Genomic DNA, 22,411 nt, shown 5'->3' with positions numbered 1-22,411 from the left:
TGTGCAACAGACAAGCAGACTCCTTGTGTCGGGGAATGAAAAAGGCCCGCAAGCGCGAGCCGTCGAACGAAGTTGGCTTAGCCGGACCACTGAGGATCTCCGGAGTGGCCACCGGTGGGGTGACGCCCGAGTGCGGTCGGGAAGACGCTGAACGCCCGCTGGCCCAGGCCAGACATGTGTCAACCTCAACGAGGTGTGGCCGGGGGCCTTCTCCTGCGCGCTGTTCAGGGGCTCAAGCGCTACTTGGAGGTGAGCCTCACGCCCTCCGGCCCCTCCGTTACACGGAGGCTCTTGAGCAGATGGGACAGGGGGCGGTCGGCGAATTGCTCAGGTACGGCCACCTCGGCCACAAGCCGGCCGTCTCCGGGGACTGGTCGGCAGGCAATGCCGCCGGTGGGATTCTCTTCGATTTTCGCAAGGGCGAGGATAGTTCCGTCCTGCTTGTAGGCCGCGTAGACGCGCATGGATGCCATCCTTTCCTTAGGAAACCTCAATGGAGTTGAAGAGGAAGTCGGCCGGGCCGCCGTTGGTTCGCACTACCAGATCCCAGGAGAAGGTAAACCCGTCGGACCGGTCCAGATCGAACACGGACTTGTGCTCGATGATTCCGATGCGGGTCAGGTTTGTGCTGAGCTCGGTAAGTGCGACCTCGAATCGATTGAAGGTGTTCGCCTGCACGACTTTCTCGTCGGTGTGCCACACGTTCCATAGCACATCCGTGTCCGTGGCCTGAGTCGACTCAGGTCCGCTGCGGTGAACGACTCCCATGAGCTGCTCCCTGGGTATGCTGGCCTACCTGTTAGGAGCATCGCATTCCTGCGCGGACACGGATACTTGTTTCCATCGAATGGGTGAAGATTTCGGTGACTTGCAACGCCTAATGCAATGAGTTGATCTGTCTGAGGGTGATGAGGCAGCAGGCGAGGCGGAGGCGTTTGAGGCCGTGGAGCCAGGCGAATATGCGCTCAACTACCCATCTGTAAGTGCCCAGTCCGGTGCCGTGCAGGGCTCCGCGGTGGGCGATGGCGGGCACGATCCGTCGTTCCCGCAGGCGGTCGCGGTAGATGTCGTGGCCGTAGCCGCGGTCGGCGAAGAGCGAGTCAGGCTTGCGGCGGGGTGGCCCACGCGCCCTCTCACGGGTGGGACGGCGTCGAGCAGGGGCATCAGCTGGGTGACGTCGCCCACGGTTGGCGCCGGCGAGGGGGACGGTGAGCGGGGTGCCGTGGCCGTCGGTGATCAGGTGGTGTTTGGAGCCGGCCCGGCCCCGGTCGACCGGCGACGGGCCCGTGTGCTGCCCCCTTTTAGCGGCCTCGCCTTCGTGGCGGGGCCGCTGCGTGTTGGTCAGGCGGAGAGGTCGCCGTTCGTGGCGGCGACGGCCGTGACGAAGGTCGACCAGGCGGTGGTGGGCGGGGTTATGGCGGGGCCGTGGGGGTTCTTGCTGTCCCGTATCGGGACGGTGCCGGGGAACCGGCGGGCGGCGACTTCGATGCACAGGTCGTTCTGACCTTGGCTGTAGGAGCTCTTGTGCCATATCGCCGTGGTCAGGTCAGGCTGGATGGTGAACACGGATACTTCTCCTCAACTGACTTCTCAAGAAACGCTGTTGACTGGTCCTCGGTCAGAGCCCCGCGTTGCACCTCCTCGAAGAGCGCTTGGTGCCACGCGAGCTCGTCGGGGTCTGTGCTGAACATTCCCCGCTTGACGGTAGCGGTGTAAAGCGTGGGCATCCTGCCTGATCTGGGCTTGGTGATCGACATGTGCCCGTGCACGATGAGGCCGTGGCTGTTGTTGAGGATGACCCGAAGGTGCACGTGTGGCCTCTCGGACATTTCTGCCAGATGTTGGAGCTGTTCCCGCATCACCTCGTTGGTGCTGGCATTGAGGTCCAGGGCCGACTCGAAGATGAGCGCTGAGAGCAGGGGCGGGTCCTCGCGATGGAGAATTCTTCCCCGCTGCATGCGGAACTGGACCTTGTCCTCCAGGTTTCCGCCGTAGAAGCTCATGCCTCGGGTCAGAAATGCCCTTGCATAGCTCTCTGTCTGGAGAAGCGCCGGGATGCCGATGGAGAAGTGGTGAATCGATGCCGCATTCGCCTCAAGGCTGAGCATCCTGTGTGCCCAACGTGCGTCCGAGTTGTCGTTGATGCCGTCCCACTCCGCAAGCAGGCAACCGTTCGCCCCCAACGCTTTGTCCAGCATCTCCGCGATGTCCGGTGGTGGCACCCTCTCACCCGTCTCGAACTTCGAGATCGCGCTGTCGGACATCCGGACCTGTCTTCCGAGTTCGGCTTGCGTCCAGCCTTGCGCGATTCGGAGTTCTCGGAGCAGGGCCCCGAACCGTGCGGCGTATGCCTTCGAGGGGGTGAGCCGCTCTGGGGTGGGCATGGGTGTAACCCCCACTGGACGATCCGTGCTGTCAAGCCTCTGACGGGCCCGAGCATAGGGGGCCGGGCAGATACTGGAAACCGGAACCGGGAGCCCAACTCCCGTCGTTTGACGCTGTGTTCGATTCCGCAGTGTCGTGATGCCCGCCCTGCGGCGTTCCACACGCACCCCCCAAGGAGATCGCCCCGCCATGCCCGCATACCCCGGCACCGCCGTCGCCGACGCAGGACGCCACCTCCCGGACGCCACCGAGACGGTGATCAAGACGATTCTGGGCACCCCCGCGCACATGCCGCTGCCCGTGGGCAGGGTGACCTCCTCGACGGCCATCCTCCGTGCCTGGATCAGAAAGACCGTGGTGGAGGTGCGGAACGACGTCGGCGTTCTGCCCGTGGACGATCCGCTGCGGGCGGCCGTGGAGGGGAGTGCCGAAGAGGCGCTGCACCGGGCCGACGAGCTCGGGCCCGGGAGCGGGCTGCAGTCCGCCTTCGACTACGTCCGGGGTCTGGCCCTGGTGGCGCAGGAACTCTGCGGCCACCGTGAGCGGCTTCGGGCGGCGGCGGCCGAGGAGGGCCGGCCGTGCTGAACGCCCCACTCGTCCCATTGCCTCACACCGGCGGACCGCCCTGCGTCCCGCCTCCGCGGGAGCCCCCGTGCAGGGAATGCCAGTGTCTCAACGCCGAAGGATGGCGGGCCCTGTTCGCGGACGATCTCGACAAGCTGGCAGCCGTCAACGCCCGCCACGCCCTCCACTACGCCGAGGCTCACACGGTGCAGGATCTGCCCCGGAATTCATCGAAGGGGAGACCAGGTTGATGAAGTGGCCGACCCTTCAGGTCGTCACCGCTCAACAATATGAGCCCATAGAGGTGTTCACTGGGCTGCGTCGACCTGTGCTGTTCATTCTGCGACGTTCTGATCATGGCGGGTGGATCTACCGCTACCAGCGCACTGCGGAAGCCCGGGCGGGCCGTGCCCCTCTTACGACCGGTGCGACCGACACGCGCCAACGCGTCCTCCAGAGCAAGCATGGAAGCCCGGTGCCCGAAGCCGCCGAGCGGGATCGCCTATCTCGCTGGAGCAAGTCGGCGCGCTGGCGTTGCCGCCAAACACTTCAGAAGCCCCGCCCGGAGGCAGAACCTTGGGCGGGGCTTCTGAGGTTCCAATCCTGTGACGGCTACGCCGAGGTATGCGACCGCCGATCCTTCAGGAACGACTGAAGCTCGTCGAAGAGAACAGTGATCGCTTTGCTGCTTTCACTGTGTGAGGCGGCCACCCAGAAGTCGCTGGACTCGGCAGGGTAGGAAATCTTGATCACCAAAACCTGCCATGCAAGGTTGGCGCCAAGATTCGACTTTTCAGCCAGCCACTCGCGAAATCCGTCGAGGAGCTGCCATTCAGTCACGGCATCCATGCCGGTCACGAAGGCGGCAACCTCGCCGAATGTGGTCAGCCCATAGGCCTGCGGACGCCTGCGCGCGTCGCTGATCCTGTCATGGAGATTCATTGCCGTCGCCTGCTATCGGGGTGCAGGGCTGAAGACGAGATCTTCGCCGTACTGAAAGTGTGCCCGGTAATCATCAATCGCCTCACCCTACCTACCGGTTGAATACTCCAAAGAGTACCGACCAGGGTCGTTGGCCCGTGATTGCCAGAGGGCCCTCGCCGAGTCACCTCTGCAGGGGCCCTCCTATCTGCTGGCGTGGACCTGAGTCCCGCTATCACGGTGGTGCCGAGTGTTTCATCAGGTACATCCGGAGATTTTTCTTATGGAGTGCCGATCATGTGGCCGAACCAAGACGGATCGTTGAATCCGCCCTCGTCCTCATGCCACTGTGGCCTTCCTGAAACCACGAAGCTCGACAGGTCATGCCCCAGGACGAATAGGTATCCGGGATTCACCGCGACACCGTACTGACTCGTCAAGAGCGCGCATTCGTCACTGCTTCCCTCGCGAATGACCAGCCCGTCATAGTAGGGCCGAAGGACCATAAGGCTAAGTCCTCCAAAGTGGACGTCGATACGACTCGACGGAGGATTGTCCCGGGTGCTCCTCAAGAGCAGACGGCAATGGCTTACCGTATACTGCCAGACCTTGAAGTACCGATCGGATCGGTACAGTTCGCTCATTGTCTTTTACCTCCGCTCAAACGCCTACCAGGCGGGTTCATCAAACCCCTCGACCTTTTTGCCGTTCTTGTCGTAGAACGTAACATTATTCCAGTCAAGGTTGCCTAGTTGGACATGCTTTCCAACCTGATGCATCTCCCACTGGGTTGCCGCCCAAGCCTTACCAGGGGCTCCAGCCTTATATGCGTTCATGAATTGCTCTGCTGGAGTGTCGCCATCGAACCCGCGAAGGGAGATCGCAACCTTGCCATTGTTGCGAAGAACGTTACTCACCTCGGCCTGCCATTGTGCGTACGGCTGACCGCCAACTCGGCCGACCTCCTGCGCATAGTCCGGGCCATTGAATGTGTAACCCTTCAGTTCGCCTGCTAGATCCTCTGAATGCTGGCCGATTCCGAGAACCATCGGTCCACAGCTGGAATTGTGGACCAAGATCGGCGTCGCGCCCGCCAGCACATAGTACGTGTGGAGGTCGTCGACTGTGAGGTTGTAGGTGCGCGCACGCCGGTCGAAGGTGCGGTTTGCTTGTACCTGGGCGGTGGTTCTATCACTGCTCAGAAGGCTCGCGCCTGGCCTGAGTTCACTAGCCTTGAGCCAGTGGTGTTCCGAGGGGCTCCAGAACGGGTGCTCGTAGGTAGCCGTGAGCTTCTCAAGCCCATTGTGGGTCGCGATTGTCAGTTCGTTGAAGTGCTTGTCGTCCTCGGTGACGATCAGGCGTGTGACCCTGCGGGAAGATGTCTGGCCTGTGATCGGATCGGTTGCAAGGACCTTATCCCCTGCCTTGACGTTCTCTATTTTCCGCGTGGAATCGTCGCCCATGAGCACTTTGGTGCCAGCCAGGAAACACTGGTTGCATACTCGCTTGACGCGCTTCAGGTCCCGCAAGGCCTCGTACGCCTTTTCAAGGACCCTTATCTTCGAGCTGAAGACGACGTCTATCACGACCGGACCACAGGTAGTGAAGTCGCCACGCTTGGTGCACTCCTGGAACCGGCCGATCGCGGAGAGTTCTTTCTCTATACCCCAAATCTGCTTGGCCGCAGACTCGATGGCCGGTCCTTGCGCCAGGACATCACAGTAGGCCTCGTGGTGCTGACACCAACGGCCGGGGTTCTCCACTGGCTCGCAGCCCAGAATCCCGCATTGGTACATCCGTCGCGGGCTTTTATCGGCCTTTTTCCTGGCCTCCGCCAGGGCCTTCCGCTTGGCTTCTTCCTCAGCCTTTACCTTCTCGACGGCAATGCTGAAGGCTTCCGTGGCTGCCTTGGTGGCGGCTGTCGCGTCCTTGCCGGCCGCGGTGGCGTCGGCTCGGGCCTGGTCAGCTGAGGCCCAGGCGCTGGAAGCGGAGACGTTCGCCAGTTCCGCCGAAACCGACGCATCGGCCGCCGATATGGTCGCGTCCGCTGATGCCTGGTTGGCGTCGGCCTCGGCCGCGCGAGCAGTCTTGGCCGACTCGGCTGCACGGGCTGCGGAGGCTTCTGCTTCCTTGGCGGATTGGGCGGCCTCGTTGGCGGATTTCTTGGCGTCGGTGGCCGACTCCTGTGCCTGCCTGGCGTATTCCTTCGCCTCGGCGGCCTTCTGCTGGGCGAGAGCGGCGACCTTGCGCGCCTCGGCGGCGTTCTGCTGAGCGGTGGCCGCAGTACGTGCCGACTCGGCGATCAGCTGCTGGACCCGCGCCTTGTGAGTGGCGGCAAGGAAATCTTTGTGCTGGGCCGTGTACTGCCCGGCTTGAATGAAGCGGTGCAGCAGCTGAGGCGGACCCTCCAAGGCGATGCGCGCCGCGGACTTGACCTCCGGGCCGCCACTGTCATTCAGCTGGGCCGCAAGTACCCGTTCGTCCTGGGTGCGTGCGCTGTACTGTCCGGTAGTGATGTACTCGCGGTACTTGTCGACAGATCCGGAGTCCAGCGCGGCTCTGCCCGCTTCCTGTACCCCGCGCCCGCCTGTGGACATGACCTGCGCGATGTAGATACGGAAGTCCTGAGCGCCAACCTGGTATTGGCCATCGGTCAGGAACGCGCTGATCTGTGTGGCATCACTCTTGAGCGCGGTCTCCGCGGCTTTACGGACCGGCTCCAGTTCGCTCTCTCCGGCCAGCCGCTCGACACGGGTGCGATCGTCCTGCCGGGCAGCCTCTATCCTGCCGGTGCGTATGTAGTCGGCGACATCCGTGTCTGAGCCGCTAAGGGCTGCCTCAGCGGCGGCGCTGCTCCACGGGCCGTCGGTCTTCATGGTCAGCAGTGCGACCCGGCGGCCCTTCGTAGCGACGGTCTTGGCGTCGGCTCCAGGCTGAGCTGCCTCGGTGGCCAGGCGCTGGGCCTCGGCGGCGAGATCCTTGGCGTCCTTGGCCGTCCGGGCCTGGGCCGCTTGGCGCTTGTCGTCGAGCTCCTTGAGATCTTTGGCCCGCTCGATCCCCTCGTTGGTGCGGGTGAGGAGCTCGCCAACCTCGATCTGGCGTGCCAGATCATAGATGTCCTTGGCCTTGCCGACCGCAGTGCTGGCGGCGTCGGCGGCCTCTTTTGCGGCCGTGGCGTGGGCGGAGGATTTATCAGCGGCGGTAGCGGCTTCGCCCGCGTGCTCGGCAGCCTCATCCGCTGCCTTGGCCGCGGCCTCCGCGTGCAGTGCAGACGACCTTGCCGAGTCGCGCGCCTCACCGGCGGCCGTGGCCGCTTTACGCGCCAGATACTCGGCGGCGTTGGCGGCTCGAGTCGCTTCCTTGGCATGACGGCGTGCCGCCGCGGCGGCTTCCCGGGCCTCAGCGGCTTGCCCATCGGCTTGCCCGGCATAGCTGCTGGCTTCATCGGCGGCATCGGCGGCATCGTTGGCATTGGAGCCGGCGCTTGCGGCAGCGCTTGCGGCATCCCCGGCAGCAGACGCCGCAATGCCCGCCTGGTCGGCGGCATCCGCTGCCAGCTTGGCGCCCTTGGCGGCAGTCCGGGCATCTTCGGCTGCCTTACGCGCGGCCGACGCGTTTCCTGCGTCGGTGGCGGCATCCGCTGCTGCGTCGCGGGCCCGGGACGCAGCCTGGGCAGCCCCGGCCGCGGCGGATGCCGCCTGGGCGGCTGCGTTCGCTGCGATGCGGGCCGAGTTGTTGGCCGCGCGGGCCGCGTCGATCGCCTCCTGCGCGGCGTCTGCGGCCTGGCTGGCTGCTGAGGCTGCACGTCCGGCCGCACCGGCGGCTGCGTTGGCATCGTCCTTGGCCGCTGTGGCTTCGGCAGCAGCCTTCTTGGCTGCGTCCTTGGCCAGCTTCGATGCCGCAACAGCCCGAGCTGACGCGTCTTTGGCAGCCTCGGTCTCCGCAGCGGCCTGACGGCCTGCTTCCCGCGCCTGTTCGGCCAGTTGGGCAACAGTGCTCTGTTCTTGGTCGCGGGCGCGTGCCACGTACTGGCCGACCTGCAGGAACTCACGTATGTCGTCAGCGGATCCGTTGAGCGCGATCCTGCCAGCGGTTCGGACCTCGGACCCGCCAGTGCTCAGGATTTGCGCGAGCTGGACCCGCTCATCCTCATCGCGCTGGGTGTACTGGCCTTCATCAAGGAATGCCCTCACATCGGCGGCCGTGCCGTTGAGAGCGGCACGGCCAGCCCTTTGGACACCGCTGCCACCCGTGTCGATGATCTGGGCCACGCGGACCCGCTCATCCTCTTCCAGCGGCGCCTTCCAGCCGTCCTGGAGAAATACCTTCAGTTCGGCGGGGGTGCCTGTCAAGGCTTTGCGGGCGGCTTCCTGCAAAGCCCGGCCGCCGACACTGGCCTTCTGCGCGGCAGCAACCCGGTTGTCTTGGACTGTCTCGTCGTCCACCTGGTTCAGGAAGCGGACGACGTCGTCGGCACTACCAGTCAGGGCAACTTCTGCGGCTGCCTTGACCCCAGGCCCCCCGGATTTCCACAAGTCAACGATTCGGCCCCGGTCAGTAGGACGTACCTCTGGGGCATTCTGACTGCCGCCGTCCGGGGCGCCGTTGGCCATGGCGGGTGAGGGCCCGAGCAGGCCCACCATGAATGCCATAGGCAACACACTCAGGCACAGCACGCGTATGGCGCGCGATGCCCTCCCCGTGCTGGCTCTTAAACGTACGCTTCGTCTCAAAGGGAAAGCTCATCTCATCGACTGGCAACTCCTGCTGCCAGATGCCAGATGCCAGATGCCGGACTTCGGCGCGACGAGCATAACCACACCGACCTTGCGGAGACTTCAAATTTCATAGCAGACGGGAACGTGAACTGGCTGAAAATGATGCCATGTTGACGCCAGAAGCATGCATCGGACGATGCCGGAACGGGCAGCTGCCTACGGCGCATCACTCAATCCTGTCCGCGACTTGCATGAAACATCCTGTGCCATCCGTACCCTCAGCCAACCGGACTGAGCGATCTGGAAGTGGGTCAAGTCCTGGTGATTGACGAGAAATTGCTGATCATGCATCGATGCGAAGATGTGTTGCGCACCCACTCGTCGTTCACGTGGTACCTTCCCATCAACACCCTTACTTCTCTTTTATATCTGCGTGGGGGATCGTGGATACGCTTTCTTCCACGCCGGAAAGGGCTCTTCGGTGACATCTCGCATACGTACTCTGATGCTTGCGTCTGGAATCGTCGGCGTGCTCGGCGCCTTGGTCGCCGCGCCGACCCTGGCCGCCGCCTCCCCGTCTCCCGCTGTGTCGGTGGCAGAAGAAGAGCCGCCTTACGCGATAGAGACCTTCGAATACCCCAACGCGGCGAAGATTCTCGCGGAGAAGAAGATCAAGCTTTTCAAGGGCGACGGCCACATCCTGCTCGCCGAATGCAGCAACTCACCCGAGCAGATCAAGCTCTGGGTACGAGGTGGGGACGTCTGCTTCCAGGCCAACGCCAAGAAGGGCTATCTCGCTCTGGAAGTCCCCAACGTATGGGGCCTGGAGACCGCAAGTCACCCCATTAGCGCCGACCTCGTCGCCGAAGGCAAAACCGAGACTGTCAGCGTCTCCAAAACTGGCCCCCAGAACGGCTACCAGAGCGTCGGTGAGGGAACCGTTGGGGGCGCTCCGACCGTACTCGTTCAGCTCCGCGTCACGGGCTGATCCGCGGCGGGTCCCGTTGCGCCAGCCCAGCTTACTGAGCTGGCGCTCTCGGCCTCTCAGCAAGGAGGGGCGGGTTCCATCCGGACCTTACGGGCAAAGGGGCGGCTCAGCCGATGAGTTGTACCTCGCCATGCGTTCCCTTCAGGTCCACGCCGGGGTAGTAGCTGACAGGGCCGTTTGCCCATCGGATGAGTATGTCGTTGGGTCGGCCATTGGCTGTGGCGAAGGAACCAACGGTCATCACCTGGGCATTCATCCATGCGGACTTGGGGTCCCTGATCCGGGTCCGGCCATGAGTACCGCTGGTGTCGACGGTTGGGAAGATGGTGGTATCCCCGTCGCTCCAGCGGATCATGAGGTCTCCGGTCTTGCCCCCGGCGAACTCGCCTGCACCGATCTGTGCAGCGTCATTCCAGGATCCCGCGTTCTGCAGCTGGGTCCAACCGCTGAGGCCCTTGGTGTCGATGTCGGGGTACATCGATGCTGAACCGTCAGCCCAGACGACGAGAAGGTCGTCCCGTAGCGAGTTCGCGGTGTACCGGCCGGCTGTGATCAGCCTGGCGTTCTCCCACGTCTTGGTGTGGGCGGGACGCAGGGTCTTCTCGTCGTGGAAGCCCTTCTGGTCGACGTGGGTGTACTCGGTGAGTTCCCCGTCGGACCAGCGCACGATCATCCCGTCGCTGCCGCTGCCCGTGAAGCTGCCACCTGTGATCGCCCTGGCGTACTTCCAAGTGCTCCCGGCGTCGGCGAGCTTGTACTCGGCAGAGAAGGGGTACTCGGGGGCGCTGTGGTCAGCGCCCTGGTAGAGGGTGACCGAGCCGTCGGTCCAGCGGACCACCATGTCCATGCGGCGCTTGCCGCCGGCAGATCCGCCGGTGAAATAGCCGGAGGCGAGGAGATCCGCGTTCTTCCAGTTCGCCCGCGGCAGGAGAGTCCGGGAGAAGGTCTGCTGGATCCAGTCGGCGAGGTCGTCCACCCGGGTGTCGACTGCGCCGGTGCGGGTCTCCGCCTCATTGCCGAAGCAACCACCCTGCCAAGAGCGGTTGTTGACTCCGACGATCTCGTAGCGGCCTCCTACGTCACGGAATGCGGGGGCGCCGGTGTCTCCCTGGCACAGGACCGCGTCGCCGGACGTGCCGGTGAGGTTGACCGAGGTGCCGCCGACGGCCCCTACGTTGAACTTCGCGTAGTGAAGGTGGTCGGGTACCCACTCGTCCTTGGTGCGGCCGTAGCCGGCGGACCACAGCTCCTCGCCCTGCAGCGGAGCGTTGGAGCTTATGGTCGCGGGAGATATCCCAACGACCGGATTCTCCAGCTTGGCCATGACCAAGTCGCGGTCCTCGCGGGGCACGAGCTCCACTACGTTCATCACGCTGCCGGACTCGCGGGTCAGGTCCGCGCGGCCTACGGTGGCGGTCGTTTTGAATTTTGGCGTACCCGGGTCGACCTTGAAGCTCTGCTTGGGGTTGTCGGCGAAGCAACTGGAGGCGGTGAGCACCCATTGTTGTTCGACCAGAGAGCCCGAACAACTGCGCTGGCCACCGATGTCGAGCTTCACAGTGAACGGGTAGGAGCCGTCCTTGGCGCTGGTGCCCACGACGGCGTTCGCGGGGGTGGCACACAGCAGGCCGACCATGGCGGCGGATGCCAAAAACGCTAAGCCTCCTGTGGCGCGTGCACGCATGACGGACATAACTTTCCATTTCTTTCGAGTTCAGGAAGAAGAGGTGAAGCTGCACCTGGGCACGCCAAAGGCGACGACTGGCGGTAAAGGCTTGTCAGCCAGTGATGCGGAGTTCGGTGAGGGCAGTAGGAGCCCCTGGTGGGTTGGCGGCCTCGCCGACACTCTTGAACCCGTTCCTGGGGACATCGACGGTCTGAACCTGGCTGTCGGCGGTCAACTTGGCCTGGACCGCGTAGTCCTTGGTCATGATGTTGAAGGTGCCGGGGATCTCCAAGGACAGGTAGCCGGACTTACCGCTACCCGTGACCTTGAAGCAGTACTTGCCTTCCTTGTTGTGGCGCGTCGCCACCACGATGTCCGAAGAAGAGGCGCAGTCGGCAAGGAGAATGTGCCCATCACCCTTGTACAGCGCGATGCCCTGTTCCTTGAGGATCTTGTCCGCGTGCGGATAATCAAAGGTCTCCACCGCTGAAGGCGGAGGAACCTCGTCCGCCAGAGCCGGAGCGGCCGCGGCGACGGAAACGGCACAGGCCGCCGTGATCACGGAAGCTGCACCAAGTACGTTGGCACGCAGCGCTTTACGCACGCCAGATATCACGAACGACACCCTTCAGAGCTGTAGCGGCGGCCACACATATGGCAGGAGTGGGGCAACAGGAAGCCTCCCCATCACTGCCCGCAACTTTACGGTGACTTGACGTCGCGTTGGGTGTGACTTCCCTCATGCGGGGATGCCTTGCGCAAGGAGGGAGCTGAAGGGATCTGCCCGCCGACGGGCTGAGGCGGGCGTATAGCTCGCTGGCGAAGTCCTCGCCGCAGGGCGTCACCTCTCCGATGCCGCCGAGACCGTGATCAAGGCGGTCCTGGGTACCCCCGCGCACGCCCCACTCGTCCCGTTGCCCCACACCGGCGGACCGCCCTGCGTCCCGCCTCTGCCGGAGCCCCCGTGCAGGGAGTGTCAGTGTCTCAACGCCGAAGGATGGCGGGCCCTGTTCGCGGACGATCTCGACCGGCTCCGGGGCGTGAACCGGCGGCAGGACCTTCACCACGCAAGGGCGCACCGGGGGCACTGGCGCCGCCGGGAGGTGTAGCGCGCGTGTCTTGTGGATCGTCCTGGATCAGCCCGCGACTCCCCCGAAGGTGCGTCCGTCGCACGTCGCGGGCTGATCCAGGGTGATCCACAAGAAAGACGCTCAGTTGTCGCTGCCGTCCCCGGTGTGCCGGGCAGCGCACCCAGAGAATCGCAGCGTGGCCGCCGGGGCCGCCAGCTGTTCGGCGCTCGGCCTAATAGACGCGAACCCTCCCGAAACCCATGGATACGCGGCATCATCGTCGAGTCGGATCATCGGGCTCATCGGGCTCATCGGAACCACGGGGGCGACTGTGCTCGAACTCAGCTTCGGCGTAGCCGATATGGCACGCGTCCGGTTCGGCGTTTCGCCGATCGACCAGGTGATCAGCGGTGTCGCGGGCGCGGAGCACCACTGCGTCGGTGAATCGGTCAACCGTGACCGCTGGTGGCGACAGGCGCGGCGGCATGTGCCGCGGCAGGCCGCCCCGGTGTTCGACCTGGTCAACGCCAGCTTCGAGGGAGTGCCCGACTTCCTCTTTCCCCACGGCGAGGACGGCTGCCGGCGGCTCGTCGATGAACTCGACGCCATGCTCGCGGTCCCTGAAACCGTGTTCCACGAAAGCCTCGCCTTCTACGGTCGGGAGCCGGGACTGCCGCGCATCGTGGAGGAATTGCGCGACGGAGGCACGCGCGGGCTGCGGCGGATCGCGGACGGCGTCTGGGCGATGTTCCAGGCCTGTTTCGCCCCGGACTGGCCCGACATCCAGCGCCTTCTGCAGGCCGATGTCGCGCACCACGCGCGCACCGCGGCCGAGGCGGGCACCGGCGCCATGCTGGCCGGGCTCCATCCGCAGTTGGCCTGGCGGGACGACGGCGTCCTCCAGTGCGCCACGCCCGAGTGGGACGCGGCCTTCGACCTTCGCGGGCGGGGGCTGGAGCTGCACCCCAACGTCTTCCTCCAGGGCGTCACCGCCGGGCTCGCCGAACATCGGCCGCCGATGATGATGTACCCGGTCGGCGCGAGACCTCCCGAGCACACGCCGACCCACCGGACCGACGGACTGGCCAATCTGATCGGCCCCGCACGGGCCCGCGCCCTGCGCGCGATCGGGCAGAGCCCGTGCACCACCATGCAGTTGGCCGAACGGCTCGGCGTCACCTCACCGTCCGCATCCGCCCACGCCACCGCCCTGCGGACAGCCGGGGTGATCACCACCGAGCGCGAGGGGCGACAGGTGCGGCACGCTCTCACCCCGCTCGGGCACGGCCTGCTGTTCAGCAACCCGGTGTTCGGCGACCCCATGGCCGGTGAACCGGCGATGTCCGTCTCCTCACCGGGACACCCGGGTTCGTAGCCCTTCGGCGAACGCGCGCGCCGACTCCAGGTCGGTGGCGTTCGGCCGTCCCTTTCTGATGCCGCCGACGAGTTTGAACGGAAGATAGGTGTCGAACGCGCGGCACGAGAAAGTGTCGACCACCTCGAAGCCTTTCTGTTCGAGAAGCCGTACCAGGGGTCGGGAGAAGCGCTGGAATCCCGCTTCGGGAAGGCCGCTGGTGGCGAATACGAATGCCTTGGCCCGTTGTTTCTCCGGGAGTGACCGGATGAACTCCCGCAGTTGGGGATGGAAGGACCCCGAGAAGATCCCCGAGCCGAATCCCACTAGGTCGTAGGCGGAGAGCTCCGCCATATCGATCTGCTCAGGGTCGACAACAGGGGCCTCCAGGACCTGGCCCATGACGTCGGCAACCCTCTTCGTGTTGCCGTGGGACACGGAGGTGCACACGATGGTGGCCTTCATGATGATGCCCCTTTCGCTTCAGTTCGCTTCAGTGCATGCCCAAGTACTGCTCGAACGTCCTCTTCCCCACCGCCTGTTCGGGCACGAGGTGGCCGCCCGCCCGGAACGCCCGGTACGTCTTGCCCGCGAGCGGCACGCTCAGCACCGGGCGGCGTCCGCCGGTCGCCCGCAGGTACGTACGGGCCAGGTCCGGGAACGTACGGACCTCGGGGCCGCCCATGTCGGCCACCCGCCCCGCCGGAGGCCGCAGGGCCAACTCGGCCAGGCGGTCGGCGACTTCGGCCACCTCGATCGGCTGGACACTGACGCCCGCCGGGAGCGGCATCACCGGCAGCTTCGCCGCTGCCCGCAGGACCGTGCGGACGAGATCGTGGAACTGTGTGGTGCGCAGCACCGTCCAGCCGAGCCCCGACTCCTCGATCAGCTGCTCCACCGCGTGCTTGGACTGGTAGTAGCCGAACGGCACCCGGTCCACGCCGACGATGGAGATGTGGACGAGATGCGGGACGCCCGCCCGGCGCGCGGCCCCGATCAGGTTCCGCGCCGCCCGCTCGTCACCGCCGCGCGGTGTCGACGCACAGTGCACGACGGCGTCCACGTCCGCCACGGCCCTGTCGAGCGCGGGCCCGCCCTCCCGCAGGTCCACCGCGTACGGCTCCGCGTGCCGGCTCAGCACCCGTACCTCGTGTCCCTCGCCGCTCAGCCGCTCGGTGACGGGCCGGCCGAGCGTTCCGGTGCCGCCGGTCACCAGGATCGTGGTCATCTCCGCATCAGCCCCTTCGGACGCGGGGCGCTCCCTCGCGGAACGCCCGTCATCAGCTGGGAACCGGCGGGCCCGCGGAAATGTGACAGCCGTGAGAAAGAATTTCAGGCGGACGCGAGCTGGCAGCCCACGAAGCTCAGTTTGTCCGGGTTCATCACAGCCCGTGCCGTCACGATGACGCCGCCGCGCACTTCGAACGACACGACCCCGATGACCGTGGCCCCCCGCCACGCCACCAGCGCGAGCGCCCCGTTGACCTCGGCGACCGTGAACTCCATGCCCGCCGCGAAGCGCTCCGCCCCGCCGACCAGGAACCGCAGGACCTTCTCGCGCCCCTCGACGGGCCTGCGCGCGGCCGTGACCTTGCCGCCGCCGTCGCTCCACCACGTCACATCGGCGGCGAGCATCTTCTCCAGGCCCGCCATGTCGCCCTCGCGGGCCGCCCCGACGAACGCCTCCACCAGCTCGTGCCGAACCCGCTCCGACGGCTCGAACCGCGCCTCGGGCAGCGCGATCCGGCCCACCGCGCGCCGGTACAGCTGGCGGCAGTTGGCCTCGCCCAGATCCAGCACCCCGGCGATCTCCCGGTACCCGTACGCGAACGCCTCCCGCAGCACGTACACCGCACGCTCCGTCGGCGTCAGCCGTTCCAGCAGGACGAGCAGGGCACAGGACACCGAGTCCCGGCGCTCGGCCGACTCCAACGGGCCGAGTGTGCCGTCCGAGGTCAGGACGGGTTCGGGCAGCCAGGGGCCCGCGTACTGCTCCCGCTGCGCGCGGGCCGAGGCGAGGCGGTTGAGACAGAGGTTCGTGACGACCTTGGCGAGCCAGGCGCCCACGTACTCGACGGAGCCGGGCTCGGTGGCGCCGAACCGCAGATAGGCGTCCTGCACGATGTCCTGCGCCTCGTCGGCGGAGCCGAGCATGCGGTACGCGAGCCCGAACATCCGCGGACGCCGACTCTCGAACTCTTCGACCCGGTCGGGTCCCGTCGCTGTCGTCACCCCCTCAGCCTGCCAGAGTTCCCGTCGCCGTCGGGACGGGGAATACCGGGGGCCGACCGGCTTGTTGGCGTCGTCGTCACGGTTCTGCAGGTCCGTGCGGACGATCCGTTCACGGCCGGGCGGTCCGTCCCTGCCGGTCGGCGTCCGACGGTCATCGCTCCACCCATCGACAGGAGAGCTCCCATGACGATTCTGGTAACCGGCGCGCGCGGCCGTGTGAGCGCGGCCGTCCTGCGCGAGCTGCTGGAGCGCGGCGAGCCGGTGCGGGCCGCCGGGCGGAAGCCCGAGGAGGGCGGGCTGCCGGACGGTGTGCCGGCCGTGCGGCTCGACCTCTCCGACCCCGGCACGTTCGAGACCGCTCTCGACGGGGTCCGCAAGGTGTTCCTGTACGCGGAGCCCGCCGGCATCGGCGCGTTCCTCGACGCGGCGCGCGCGGCGGGTGTGGAGCACATCGTGCTGCTGTCGTCGCTGTCGGCGGGGGAGAAGGACCCGGAGTCGAACGCGATCGGCGCGTTCCACGTCGCCGCGGAACGGGCGCTGATCGCGTCGGGTGTCGACTGGACGATCGTGCGGCCCGGCGCGTTCGCCACGAACACGTTGCAGTGGGCACCCTCGATCCGCGCGGAGGGCGTGGTGCGCTCCGCGTTCCCGGGCGCGCACAACTCGCCCGTGCACGAACGGGACATCGCCGCGGTGGCGGTCCGGGCGCTGACCGACGACGCGCACCGCAAGGCGACCTACCAGCTGACCGGGCCCGAGTCGCTCAGCGAGGAGCGGATGGTCGAGCTCGTCGCGCAGGCCATCGGCAAGCCGGTCCGGATCCAGCTGATCAGCCGTGAGGAGGAGCACGCGCGTACGGCGCGGTTCGCGGGTCCCGACATCGCCGACGTCCTGATCGCGTACCGCGCCGCGGGCGACGGCGTACCCGCCGAGGTGTACGACGGGGTACGGGAGGTCACCGGGCGTCCCGCCGTACCGTTCGCACAGTGGGCGAAGGATCACGCGACCGACTTCCGGTGACCGACCGAGCTCAGCGCGCGAAGGTCACGACCGTCCCCTCCGAGGGGACGACCATGTCGCCGACGAGCCGGCCGGGGCCGACCGCGGGAGTGGCCAGGCGCAGGCCCCCGTCGAGCAGGAGGCTCGCCGCCATGGCCTGGAGCTCGTTCAGGGCGAAATGAGCGGCGACGCACTTGCGCGCGCCGACGCCGAAGGGGACCCAGGTGCAAGGGGCCGGCCCTTTGTCCAGCCACCGTTCGGGACGGAAGCGGCGGGGGTCGGGATGCGCCGCCGCCCGGCGGTGCGCACCGAAGCCGTTGACGGCGACGTGCGCACCGGCGGGCAGCGGAAAGCCCGCGACGGTGAAGCCGGGCCCGAGCACGCGCCGGGGCACGATCGGGTTGATCGGGTAGAGGCGCAGCGCTTCGGTGACGGCCGCGGTGAGGTAGGGGAGCCGGGGCAGATGGTCCACGGTGAGCGGGGAGCCCCCGGTCACCCGGCGCAGTTCGGTCCGTGCACGGTCGGCCGTCTCCTGGTGGGCCAGGACGGCCTCCATGGTCCACGCCAGGCTGTAGGCCGTGGTCTCCGCACCGCTGCCGAGCACCACCACGAGGATGTCGCGAAGGGTGTCGTCGTCCAAGGGCGCGCCGTCGGGCCTGTCCGCCCGGAGCAGCGCGGTCACGAGGTCGTCGTCCGTCGGGCAGGGGGACGCGCGGCGTGCGGCGCAGAGTTCTCGCAGGCAGGTGTCCAGCCGGTCGCGGGCGCGGTGGTACCGCCGCCAGGGCCCCACGGCCAACGTGGGCGGGAACTGCGGCAGATGGAACACCAGCGGGTGGTGGGCGGCGTCGATGAACGCGTGCAGGAGTTCCTTGACGCGCAGTGATTCGTCCCGGTCGGCCTTGAGGAACTTCCGTATGAGGACGTCGGTGGTGATCGACATCAGGCGGGGCACGAGGGGAAAGGGGCGGTCGGCCGGCCAGGTCGCCATGGCCGCACGCGTCGCCTCCAGCGCCAGCTGTTGCCCGTGGGCGACGTGGAGGCGGTGGAACAGCGGCGTGAGGAAGCGCCGTTGCCATGCCTGTTCGCCGCCGTCCCGGGTCAGCAGCGAGCGAGTTCCGTAGATCACGTCGAGAATCCCCCGGGCCCGGCCGGCGGCCAGTACGTCCGGGGGAGCGGCGACGATGTTCCGGATGCCTTCGGGGTCGCTCACCATGACGAGGGCGCCCATGCCGGCGAGGCGCAGGGTGAAGGCGTCGCCGAAGCGGGCGTGCTGTCCGGCCAGCATCGCGTAGGGGTCGCGCAGGAAGCGCACCGACTGGACGAGGGCCGGTGCCGCGGGGCCCGGAGGCAGGCGACGGCGCGTGCTCTTCATGGCCCTGTCCTCCTGGTCCTCCCGCTGGTCCTCCTGAACGCCCTTGGGGACGTGCCCATATGGCCGTATGTCCCCGGATTCCCCGCCGGAAACCGCAGGGTGGAGGAGCCGGTGCATCGCCCGCGCCCCCAGGGGGCGTCCGTCCCCGGATGCCGCTCCCGTCGCCCGCCCCCGAGCGCCCTGGTGCGGCCCGGCTCCCGGATGGGACCGTGAAGGACGCGCCGGAGCAGCGCCCTCCGAGCGCGCATCCGGGCCCGGAAGCGAGGACGCGCGTTGGCACCGACCCTCCGTGAATCCCTCGCCGACCGGCTGGCGTCCGCCGTCGCCTTCGCCGTCAACCCCAACAAGTGGATCCACTGGTCGAACCCGTACATCTGGTACCTGGCCCTCCGTGGCGGGCCCGTTCCCAAGGGGCCTCTGGGCAAGGGCATGCACGCCGCCCAGGTCCGGGCCTGGCGCCGTTCCCGCAGACCCCGCTGAGAGGCGAGTCATGGACATCGTCGGCAGGTGTGCGTCCTTCACCCGCTCCCGCCAGGCCAAGAGCCTCGGCCTGTACCCGTTCTACTCCGCGTTCTCCGGCCGGGGTCCGGGCGCCGCCCGCACGGTGGGCGGCCGGGACGTCATCGTCTGCGGGTCCGGGGACTACCTCGGGCTCGCCGCCGACCCGCGCGTCACCGAGGCCGCCGCCGAGGCGGCCCGCCGGTACGGCACGGGTTCCGCGGGCTCCCGGCTGCTCAACGGCAACCTCGATCTGCACGAGCGACTGGAGGACGAACTCGCGCGGTTCTTCGGCAAGCCCGCCGCCCTGGTCTTCGCCACCGGCTACCAGGCGGGTCTCGGCGCCGTCGCCGGACTGTGCCGGACCGGCGACCACGTGCTCGTCGACCAGGAGGCCCACGCCTCCCTCGTCGACGCCGCACGGCTCAGCCGCGCCAGGGTCCACTGGTTCCCGCACAACGACACGGACCGGCTCGCCGCCGGGCTGAAGTCCCTGCCGGGCAACGGCGGCCGCATGGTGGTCGTCGACGGCGTCTACAGCATGCGCGGCGACCTGTGCCCCCTGCCCGACCTCGTCCGCGTCTGCCGGGAGCACCGCGCCACCCTGGTCGTCGACGACGCCCACGGAGCCGGGGTGCTCGCCGAAGGGCACGGCACCTGCGCGCGGTACGGCCTCACCGACGACGTACCGGTCATCTCCCTGACCTTCTCCAAGGCGCTCGGCTCCATCGGCGGTGCCGTGCTCGGCGACACGACCGTCATCGAGTACCTGCGCCACTACGCCCGTCCCCTGGTCTTCTCGGCCGGGGCCAGCCCCGCCAACACCGCCGCCGCCCTGCAGGCCCTGCGCATCCTGCGCGACGAACCCTGGCGCGGCCGGGCCGCCCTCGACAACGCCCGCCGCATGCGGCACGCGCTCTCCGCACTCGGATACCGGGTGCCGCCCGGCGACACCCCCCTCGTTCCCGTCGACATCGGCGACGAACTGCGCACGGCCGTCGCCTGGAAGCTGCTGCTGGACCGCGGCGTGCACGTCAACACGGTCATGCCACCGGCCGCGCCAGCCAGTCTGCGCGCGAGCTTCTGCGCCTCGCACACCCGGGAACAACTCGACGCGGTCGAGGCGGCGTTCGCGGACATCCGCGAGCCGCTGGCCGCCCTCGCCCTGCCGGAAACCGGTCTCCCCGCCTCGCACACCAGCCATCTCCGGCTCCCCGGCACCGAGGAGTCCACCGAGACCTGGTTCGCGGAGATCCGCCACCTGCTGCCCTGAGCCGCCCGCGCCGCACCGCACTGGAGGAACCGTGGCCACCGCCCTCGTCACCGGCGCGACCGCGGGCCTCGGCAAGGCGCTCGCCCGAGCCCTGGCACGGGAAGGAGCCGCCCTCGTCCTCGTCGCCCGGACCCGGACCGACCTGGAGGACACCGCCCGGCAACTGCGCGCCGCGGGCGCCGCGCACGTGGACGTCCTCCCCGCCGACCTGGCCTCGGCCACGGGCTGCGCCGCGGTCGCGGCACGGCTCACCGACCGGGAAGCACCGGTCGACCTGCTCGTCAACAACGCCGGTATGGGCTACGCCTCGTCCTTCCCCGCGAACACCGTCGCGGACGAGGAGTACCTCCTCGACGTCAACGTGCGCGCGACGCTGCGCCTGACCCACGCCGCCCTCGGCGCGATGATCCCGCGCCGCTCCGGAGCCGTCGTCAACGTGGCCAGCGTGGCCGCGCTGGGGCCCGCCTGGCTCGCCTCCACCTACCCCGCCAGCAAGGCGTGGACGGTCAACTTCACCGAATCACTGGCCCGTTCGCGCCAGGTGCGGGAATCGGGGGTACGGCTGATGGCGCTGCTCCCCGGGTATACCCGCACCGAATTCCACCAGCGCGCCGGCATCGGCACGGCCTGGCCGCCGGCGTGGCTGTGGCTGGACGCCGACTACGTGGCCCGTACCGCTCTGCGGCACCTCCGGCGCGGTGCCGTCCTCAGCGTCCCGAGCCTCCGGTACAAAACCGCCGCCTGGGGGCTGCGCCACCTGCCCCGCGCCCTCGTCCGGCCCTTCGCCTGGGAGGCGGCGCCCCGCTGAACCGGCGCGCCGTCACGGCCTTCACGGCCGGGTGAACACCAGGCAGGCGTTCTGGCCGCCGAACCCGTAGGAGAAGCTGGCCACGGCATCGAGACGGCACGGCCGCGGCTCCCCGTGGACGACGTCCAGGTCGATCTCCGGATCCAGCCGGTCCAGATTGGCGGTGGGGTGGACCAGCTGCCGCCGCACCGCGAGGACACAGCACACGGCCTCGATGGCGCCCGCCCCGCCGATGGCGTGCCCCAGGGCGCCCTTGGTCGCGGTCACCACGGGCGGAGTGCCGAACACCCGGCGCAGCATACGGGCCTCGGTCAGGTCGTTGAGCCGCGTGGCCGTCGCGTGCGCGTTGACGTGCCCGATGTCCCGGGGCGCCAGACCCGCGTCCGCCAGGGCGGTGCGCACCGCCCGCGCGGCGCCCTCGCCGTCCGGGTGCGGACTCGTCGGGTGGTGGGCGTCGGCCGAGGCGCCGTAACCGGCGAGCAGGGCGTGGACGCGCGCGCCGCGTGCCCGCGCGTGCTCCAGCCGCTCCAGGACCAGCATCCCCGCGCCCTCGCCCAGGACGAACCCGTCGCGCCCGGCGTCGAAGGGACGCGACGCCGACGCGGGATCGTCGTTGCGGACGGACAGGGCGCCCATGCGCCAGAACGCCGCCACGGCCAGCGGCGAGGCCGGTGCCGATTCGCTGCCTCCGGCGACCACGATGTCGCATTGCCCCGACTCCAGGAGCGACTTGGCCACCCCGATCGCCGTCGCGCCGGACGCGCAGGCGGTGCTCACACAGAAGTTGGGCCCCGACGCCTTCAGGTCGATGCCGACTTCGCCCGCCGCCATGTTCGGCGCCGACCGCGGGACCGTGGTGGGGGAGATCGCCTGGTAGCGGCGCTGTGCGAGGTGCGCGTAGGACTGTGCGCAGGTGTCGTGGCTGCCGGTGCCGACGCCGATGACGACTCCGACCCTGCCGCCCTCCCACGCGGCCGGATCGAGCCCCGCGTCCCGCACGGCTTCCCGTGATGTCACCAGCGCCATCTGGACGAACCGGTCGAGGCGCCAGCCCAGTCGGCGCCCCACCGCGGTCTCCAGGGCGCCGTCCGGGACCCGGCAGGAGAACGTCACGGGCATCCCGGCGAGCCGCGGGTCGGCGGTCGCCGTCGACACGCCCGCGCAGAGGGCCCGCCACCCCGCCTCCACGCCGAGCCCGGCCGGGGTCGTCAGCCCGAGCCCGGTGACGGCGACCCGTGTCCGGCTCAACTCCCGCTCCGCGAGCCGGTGTCGCCCACCCGCTCGCGCTCGTCGGCGGCCGGTGCGGGCGGCGAGGGGGCGACGGGACGCCCGGCCCGCTCCATGAACTCCACGGCCTCGGCCAGCGTGGTCGACAGCCCCAGCTTCCCGGCGTCGTCGGGCAGCCGTACGCCGAAGCTGTCCTCGACGATCACCGCGACCTCCACCAGAGCGAGGGAGTCCATGTCCAGCTCCTCGAACGTGGCCTCGGGGCGCAGCTCCGACTCCTCGAATCCGAAGTGTTCCGACAACAGGCGGGCCAGGACGGGGAAAGAGACCACAGGG

At 68.0% G+C, this 22,411-nt stretch carries 22 protein-coding genes; 7 read left to right on the top strand and 15 right to left on the bottom strand.

The window, feature by feature from the left end; genetic code table 11:
* Positions 1-239 precede the first annotated feature (239 nt).
* The 5 genes from ACWD4A_RS18890 to ACWD4A_RS18870 form a co-directional block, all read right to left on the bottom strand.
* Complete coding sequence (locus ACWD4A_RS18890) at positions 240-464, bottom strand: hypothetical protein (RefSeq protein ID WP_451195199.1); 225 nt, start codon at positions 462-464, stop codon at positions 240-242.
* A 16-nt stretch (positions 465-480) separates the two neighbouring features.
* Positions 481-768, bottom strand: a complete 288-nt coding sequence (locus ACWD4A_RS18885) for a hypothetical protein (protein WP_451195197.1) — start codon at positions 766-768, stop codon at positions 481-483.
* 109 nt (positions 769-877) lie between these two features.
* Positions 878-1,345 carry a transposase gene (locus tag ACWD4A_RS18880; protein WP_451195218.1) on the bottom strand — a complete coding sequence of 156 codons (468 nt, stop codon included), beginning with the start codon at positions 1,343-1,345 and terminating at the stop codon, positions 878-880.
* Positions 1,342-1,566, bottom strand: a complete 225-nt coding sequence (locus ACWD4A_RS18875; RefSeq protein ID WP_451195196.1) for a DUF397 domain-containing protein — start codon at positions 1,564-1,566, stop codon at positions 1,342-1,344. Before ACWD4A_RS18875 ends, ACWD4A_RS18880 begins: the two co-directional genes overlap by 4 nt.
* Entirely contained in the window at positions 1,542-2,384 is an 843-nt protein-coding gene (locus tag ACWD4A_RS18870) for a helix-turn-helix domain-containing protein (protein WP_451195194.1), read from the bottom strand. Before ACWD4A_RS18870 ends, ACWD4A_RS18875 begins: the two co-directional genes overlap by 25 nt.
* Before the next feature lie 190 nt (positions 2,385-2,574).
* On the opposite strand from ACWD4A_RS18870, the gene ACWD4A_RS18865 reads away from it, so the two are divergent.
* Positions 2,575-2,970 carry a DUF6415 family natural product biosynthesis protein gene (locus ACWD4A_RS18865; protein ID WP_451195192.1) on the top strand — a complete coding sequence of 132 codons (396 nt, stop codon included), beginning with the start codon at positions 2,575-2,577 and terminating at the stop codon, positions 2,968-2,970.
* A gap of 591 nt (positions 2,971-3,561) precedes the next feature.
* On the opposite strand, the gene ACWD4A_RS18860 is transcribed toward ACWD4A_RS18865, so the two are convergent.
* Positions 3,562-3,891 carry a hypothetical protein gene (locus ACWD4A_RS18860; protein ID WP_451195190.1) on the bottom strand — a complete coding sequence of 110 codons (330 nt, stop codon included), beginning with the start codon at positions 3,889-3,891 and terminating at the stop codon, positions 3,562-3,564.
* A gap of 647 nt (positions 3,892-4,538) precedes the next feature.
* On the bottom strand, positions 4,539-8,522 hold the full coding sequence (locus ACWD4A_RS18855; RefSeq protein WP_451195188.1) for a polymorphic toxin-type HINT domain-containing protein: 3,984 nt from the start codon (positions 8,520-8,522) through the stop codon (positions 4,539-4,541).
* A gap of 595 nt (positions 8,523-9,117) precedes the next feature.
* Here ACWD4A_RS18855 and ACWD4A_RS18850 point away from each other — a divergent pair.
* Positions 9,118-9,576 (top strand): hypothetical protein, encoded by a 459-nt coding sequence (locus ACWD4A_RS18850; protein WP_451195186.1) that lies wholly within the window; start codon positions 9,118-9,120, stop codon positions 9,574-9,576.
* A gap of 106 nt (positions 9,577-9,682) precedes the next feature.
* Here the strand turns inward: ACWD4A_RS18850 and ACWD4A_RS18845 are convergent, their stop codons facing one another.
* Together ACWD4A_RS18845 and ACWD4A_RS18840 are read right to left on the bottom strand one after the other, a co-directional pair.
* A complete protein-coding gene (locus tag ACWD4A_RS18845) occupies positions 9,683-11,227 on the bottom strand; it encodes a S1 family peptidase (protein WP_451195185.1) in 1,545 nt (514 codons plus the stop codon).
* A gap of 127 nt (positions 11,228-11,354) precedes the next feature.
* The gene (locus tag ACWD4A_RS18840; protein WP_451195183.1) at positions 11,355-11,846 is read right to left on the bottom strand and encodes a hypothetical protein; all 492 of its coding nucleotides are present in this window, start codon (positions 11,844-11,846) and stop codon (positions 11,355-11,357) included.
* A 797-nt stretch (positions 11,847-12,643) separates the two neighbouring features.
* Between ACWD4A_RS18840 and ACWD4A_RS18835 the strand changes: the two genes are divergently transcribed.
* Positions 12,644-13,687 carry an ArsR/SmtB family transcription factor gene (locus ACWD4A_RS18835; RefSeq protein ID WP_451195181.1) on the top strand — a complete coding sequence of 348 codons (1,044 nt, stop codon included), beginning with the start codon at positions 12,644-12,646 and terminating at the stop codon, positions 13,685-13,687.
* On the opposite strand, the gene ACWD4A_RS18830 is transcribed toward ACWD4A_RS18835, so the two are convergent.
* The 3 genes from ACWD4A_RS18830 to ACWD4A_RS18820 form a co-directional block, all read right to left on the bottom strand.
* A complete protein-coding gene (locus ACWD4A_RS18830; protein WP_451195179.1) occupies positions 13,664-14,131 on the bottom strand; it encodes a flavodoxin family protein in 468 nt (155 codons plus the stop codon). The genes ACWD4A_RS18835 and ACWD4A_RS18830 overlap by 24 nt on opposite strands.
* A gap of 28 nt (positions 14,132-14,159) precedes the next feature.
* Positions 14,160-14,894 (bottom strand): SDR family oxidoreductase, encoded by a 735-nt coding sequence (locus ACWD4A_RS18825; RefSeq protein ID WP_451195177.1) that lies wholly within the window; start codon positions 14,892-14,894, stop codon positions 14,160-14,162.
* Between the two features lie 104 nt (positions 14,895-14,998).
* Positions 14,999-15,898 (bottom strand): RNA polymerase sigma-70 factor, encoded by a 900-nt coding sequence (locus ACWD4A_RS18820; RefSeq protein ID WP_451195175.1) that lies wholly within the window; start codon positions 15,896-15,898, stop codon positions 14,999-15,001.
* 183 nt (positions 15,899-16,081) lie between these two features.
* Between ACWD4A_RS18820 and ACWD4A_RS18815 the strand changes: the two genes are divergently transcribed.
* Positions 16,082-16,918 (top strand): NAD(P)H-binding protein, encoded by an 837-nt coding sequence (locus tag ACWD4A_RS18815; RefSeq protein WP_451195173.1) that lies wholly within the window; start codon positions 16,082-16,084, stop codon positions 16,916-16,918.
* A 10-nt stretch (positions 16,919-16,928) separates the two neighbouring features.
* Here ACWD4A_RS18815 and ACWD4A_RS18810 read toward each other — a convergent pair whose 3' ends face one another.
* Positions 16,929-18,269, bottom strand: coding sequence for a cytochrome P450 (locus tag ACWD4A_RS18810; protein ID WP_451195171.1), 1,341 nt, complete (start codon positions 18,267-18,269; stop codon positions 16,929-16,931).
* A gap of 273 nt (positions 18,270-18,542) precedes the next feature.
* On the opposite strand from ACWD4A_RS18810, the gene ACWD4A_RS18805 reads away from it, so the two are divergent.
* From ACWD4A_RS18805 to ACWD4A_RS18795, 3 genes are read left to right on the top strand one after another with little or no spacing between them, the layout of a single operon-like run.
* Complete coding sequence (locus ACWD4A_RS18805) at positions 18,543-18,749, top strand: hypothetical protein (protein WP_451195169.1); 207 nt, start codon at positions 18,543-18,545, stop codon at positions 18,747-18,749.
* A gap of 10 nt (positions 18,750-18,759) precedes the next feature.
* On the top strand, positions 18,760-20,040 hold the full coding sequence (locus ACWD4A_RS18800; protein ID WP_451195167.1) for an aminotransferase class I/II-fold pyridoxal phosphate-dependent enzyme: 1,281 nt from the start codon (positions 18,760-18,762) through the stop codon (positions 20,038-20,040).
* A 31-nt stretch (positions 20,041-20,071) separates the two neighbouring features.
* Complete coding sequence (locus tag ACWD4A_RS18795) at positions 20,072-20,848, top strand: SDR family NAD(P)-dependent oxidoreductase (RefSeq protein WP_451195165.1); 777 nt, start codon at positions 20,072-20,074, stop codon at positions 20,846-20,848.
* 21 nt (positions 20,849-20,869) lie between these two features.
* On the opposite strand, the gene ACWD4A_RS18790 is transcribed toward ACWD4A_RS18795, so the two are convergent.
* Together ACWD4A_RS18790 and ACWD4A_RS18785 are read right to left on the bottom strand one after the other, a co-directional pair.
* Positions 20,870-22,096 carry a beta-ketoacyl-[acyl-carrier-protein] synthase family protein gene (locus ACWD4A_RS18790; RefSeq protein ID WP_451195163.1) on the bottom strand — a complete coding sequence of 409 codons (1,227 nt, stop codon included), beginning with the start codon at positions 22,094-22,096 and terminating at the stop codon, positions 20,870-20,872.
* Positions 22,093-22,407, bottom strand: coding sequence for a phosphopantetheine-binding protein (locus tag ACWD4A_RS18785; RefSeq protein WP_451195161.1), 315 nt, complete (start codon positions 22,405-22,407; stop codon positions 22,093-22,095). The genes ACWD4A_RS18790 and ACWD4A_RS18785 overlap by 4 nt, the downstream gene beginning before the upstream one ends.
* Positions 22,408-22,411 lie beyond the last annotated feature (4 nt).

Source organism: Streptomyces sp. NPDC002537, from assembly GCF_053594975.1.
Note: the sequence above shows the minus strand (reverse complement) of the source record. Positions and strands in the feature narration are given on the sequence as shown.

Coding starts and splice junctions, on each gene's coding strand:
- ACWD4A_RS18890 (WP_451195199.1), bottom strand. CDS start 464: ATGCGCGTCTACGCGGCCTACAAGCAGGACGGAACTATCCTCGCCCTT.
- ACWD4A_RS18885 (WP_451195197.1), bottom strand. CDS start 768: ATGGGAGTCGTTCACCGCAGCGGACCTGAGTCGACTCAGGCCACGGAC.
- ACWD4A_RS18870 (WP_451195194.1), bottom strand. CDS start 2,384: ATGCCCACCCCAGAGCGGCTCACCCCCTCGAAGGCATACGCCGCACGG.
- ACWD4A_RS18865 (WP_451195192.1), top strand. CDS start 2,575: ATGCCCGCATACCCCGGCACCGCCGTCGCCGACGCAGGACGCCACCTC.
- ACWD4A_RS18860 (WP_451195190.1), bottom strand. CDS start 3,891: ATGAATCTCCATGACAGGATCAGCGACGCGCGCAGGCGTCCGCAGGCC.
- ACWD4A_RS18855 (WP_451195188.1), bottom strand. CDS start 8,522: ATGGCATTCATGGTGGGCCTGCTCGGGCCCTCACCCGCCATGGCCAAC.
- ACWD4A_RS18830 (WP_451195179.1), bottom strand. CDS start 14,131: ATGAAGGCCACCATCGTGTGCACCTCCGTGTCCCACGGCAACACGAAG.
- ACWD4A_RS18825 (WP_451195177.1), bottom strand. CDS start 14,894: ATGACCACGATCCTGGTGACCGGCGGCACCGGAACGCTCGGCCGGCCC.
- ACWD4A_RS18815 (WP_451195173.1), top strand. CDS start 16,082: ATGACGATTCTGGTAACCGGCGCGCGCGGCCGTGTGAGCGCGGCCGTC.
- ACWD4A_RS18810 (WP_451195171.1), bottom strand. CDS start 18,269: ATGAAGAGCACGCGCCGTCGCCTGCCTCCGGGCCCCGCGGCACCGGCC.
- ACWD4A_RS18800 (WP_451195167.1), top strand. CDS start 18,760: ATGGACATCGTCGGCAGGTGTGCGTCCTTCACCCGCTCCCGCCAGGCC.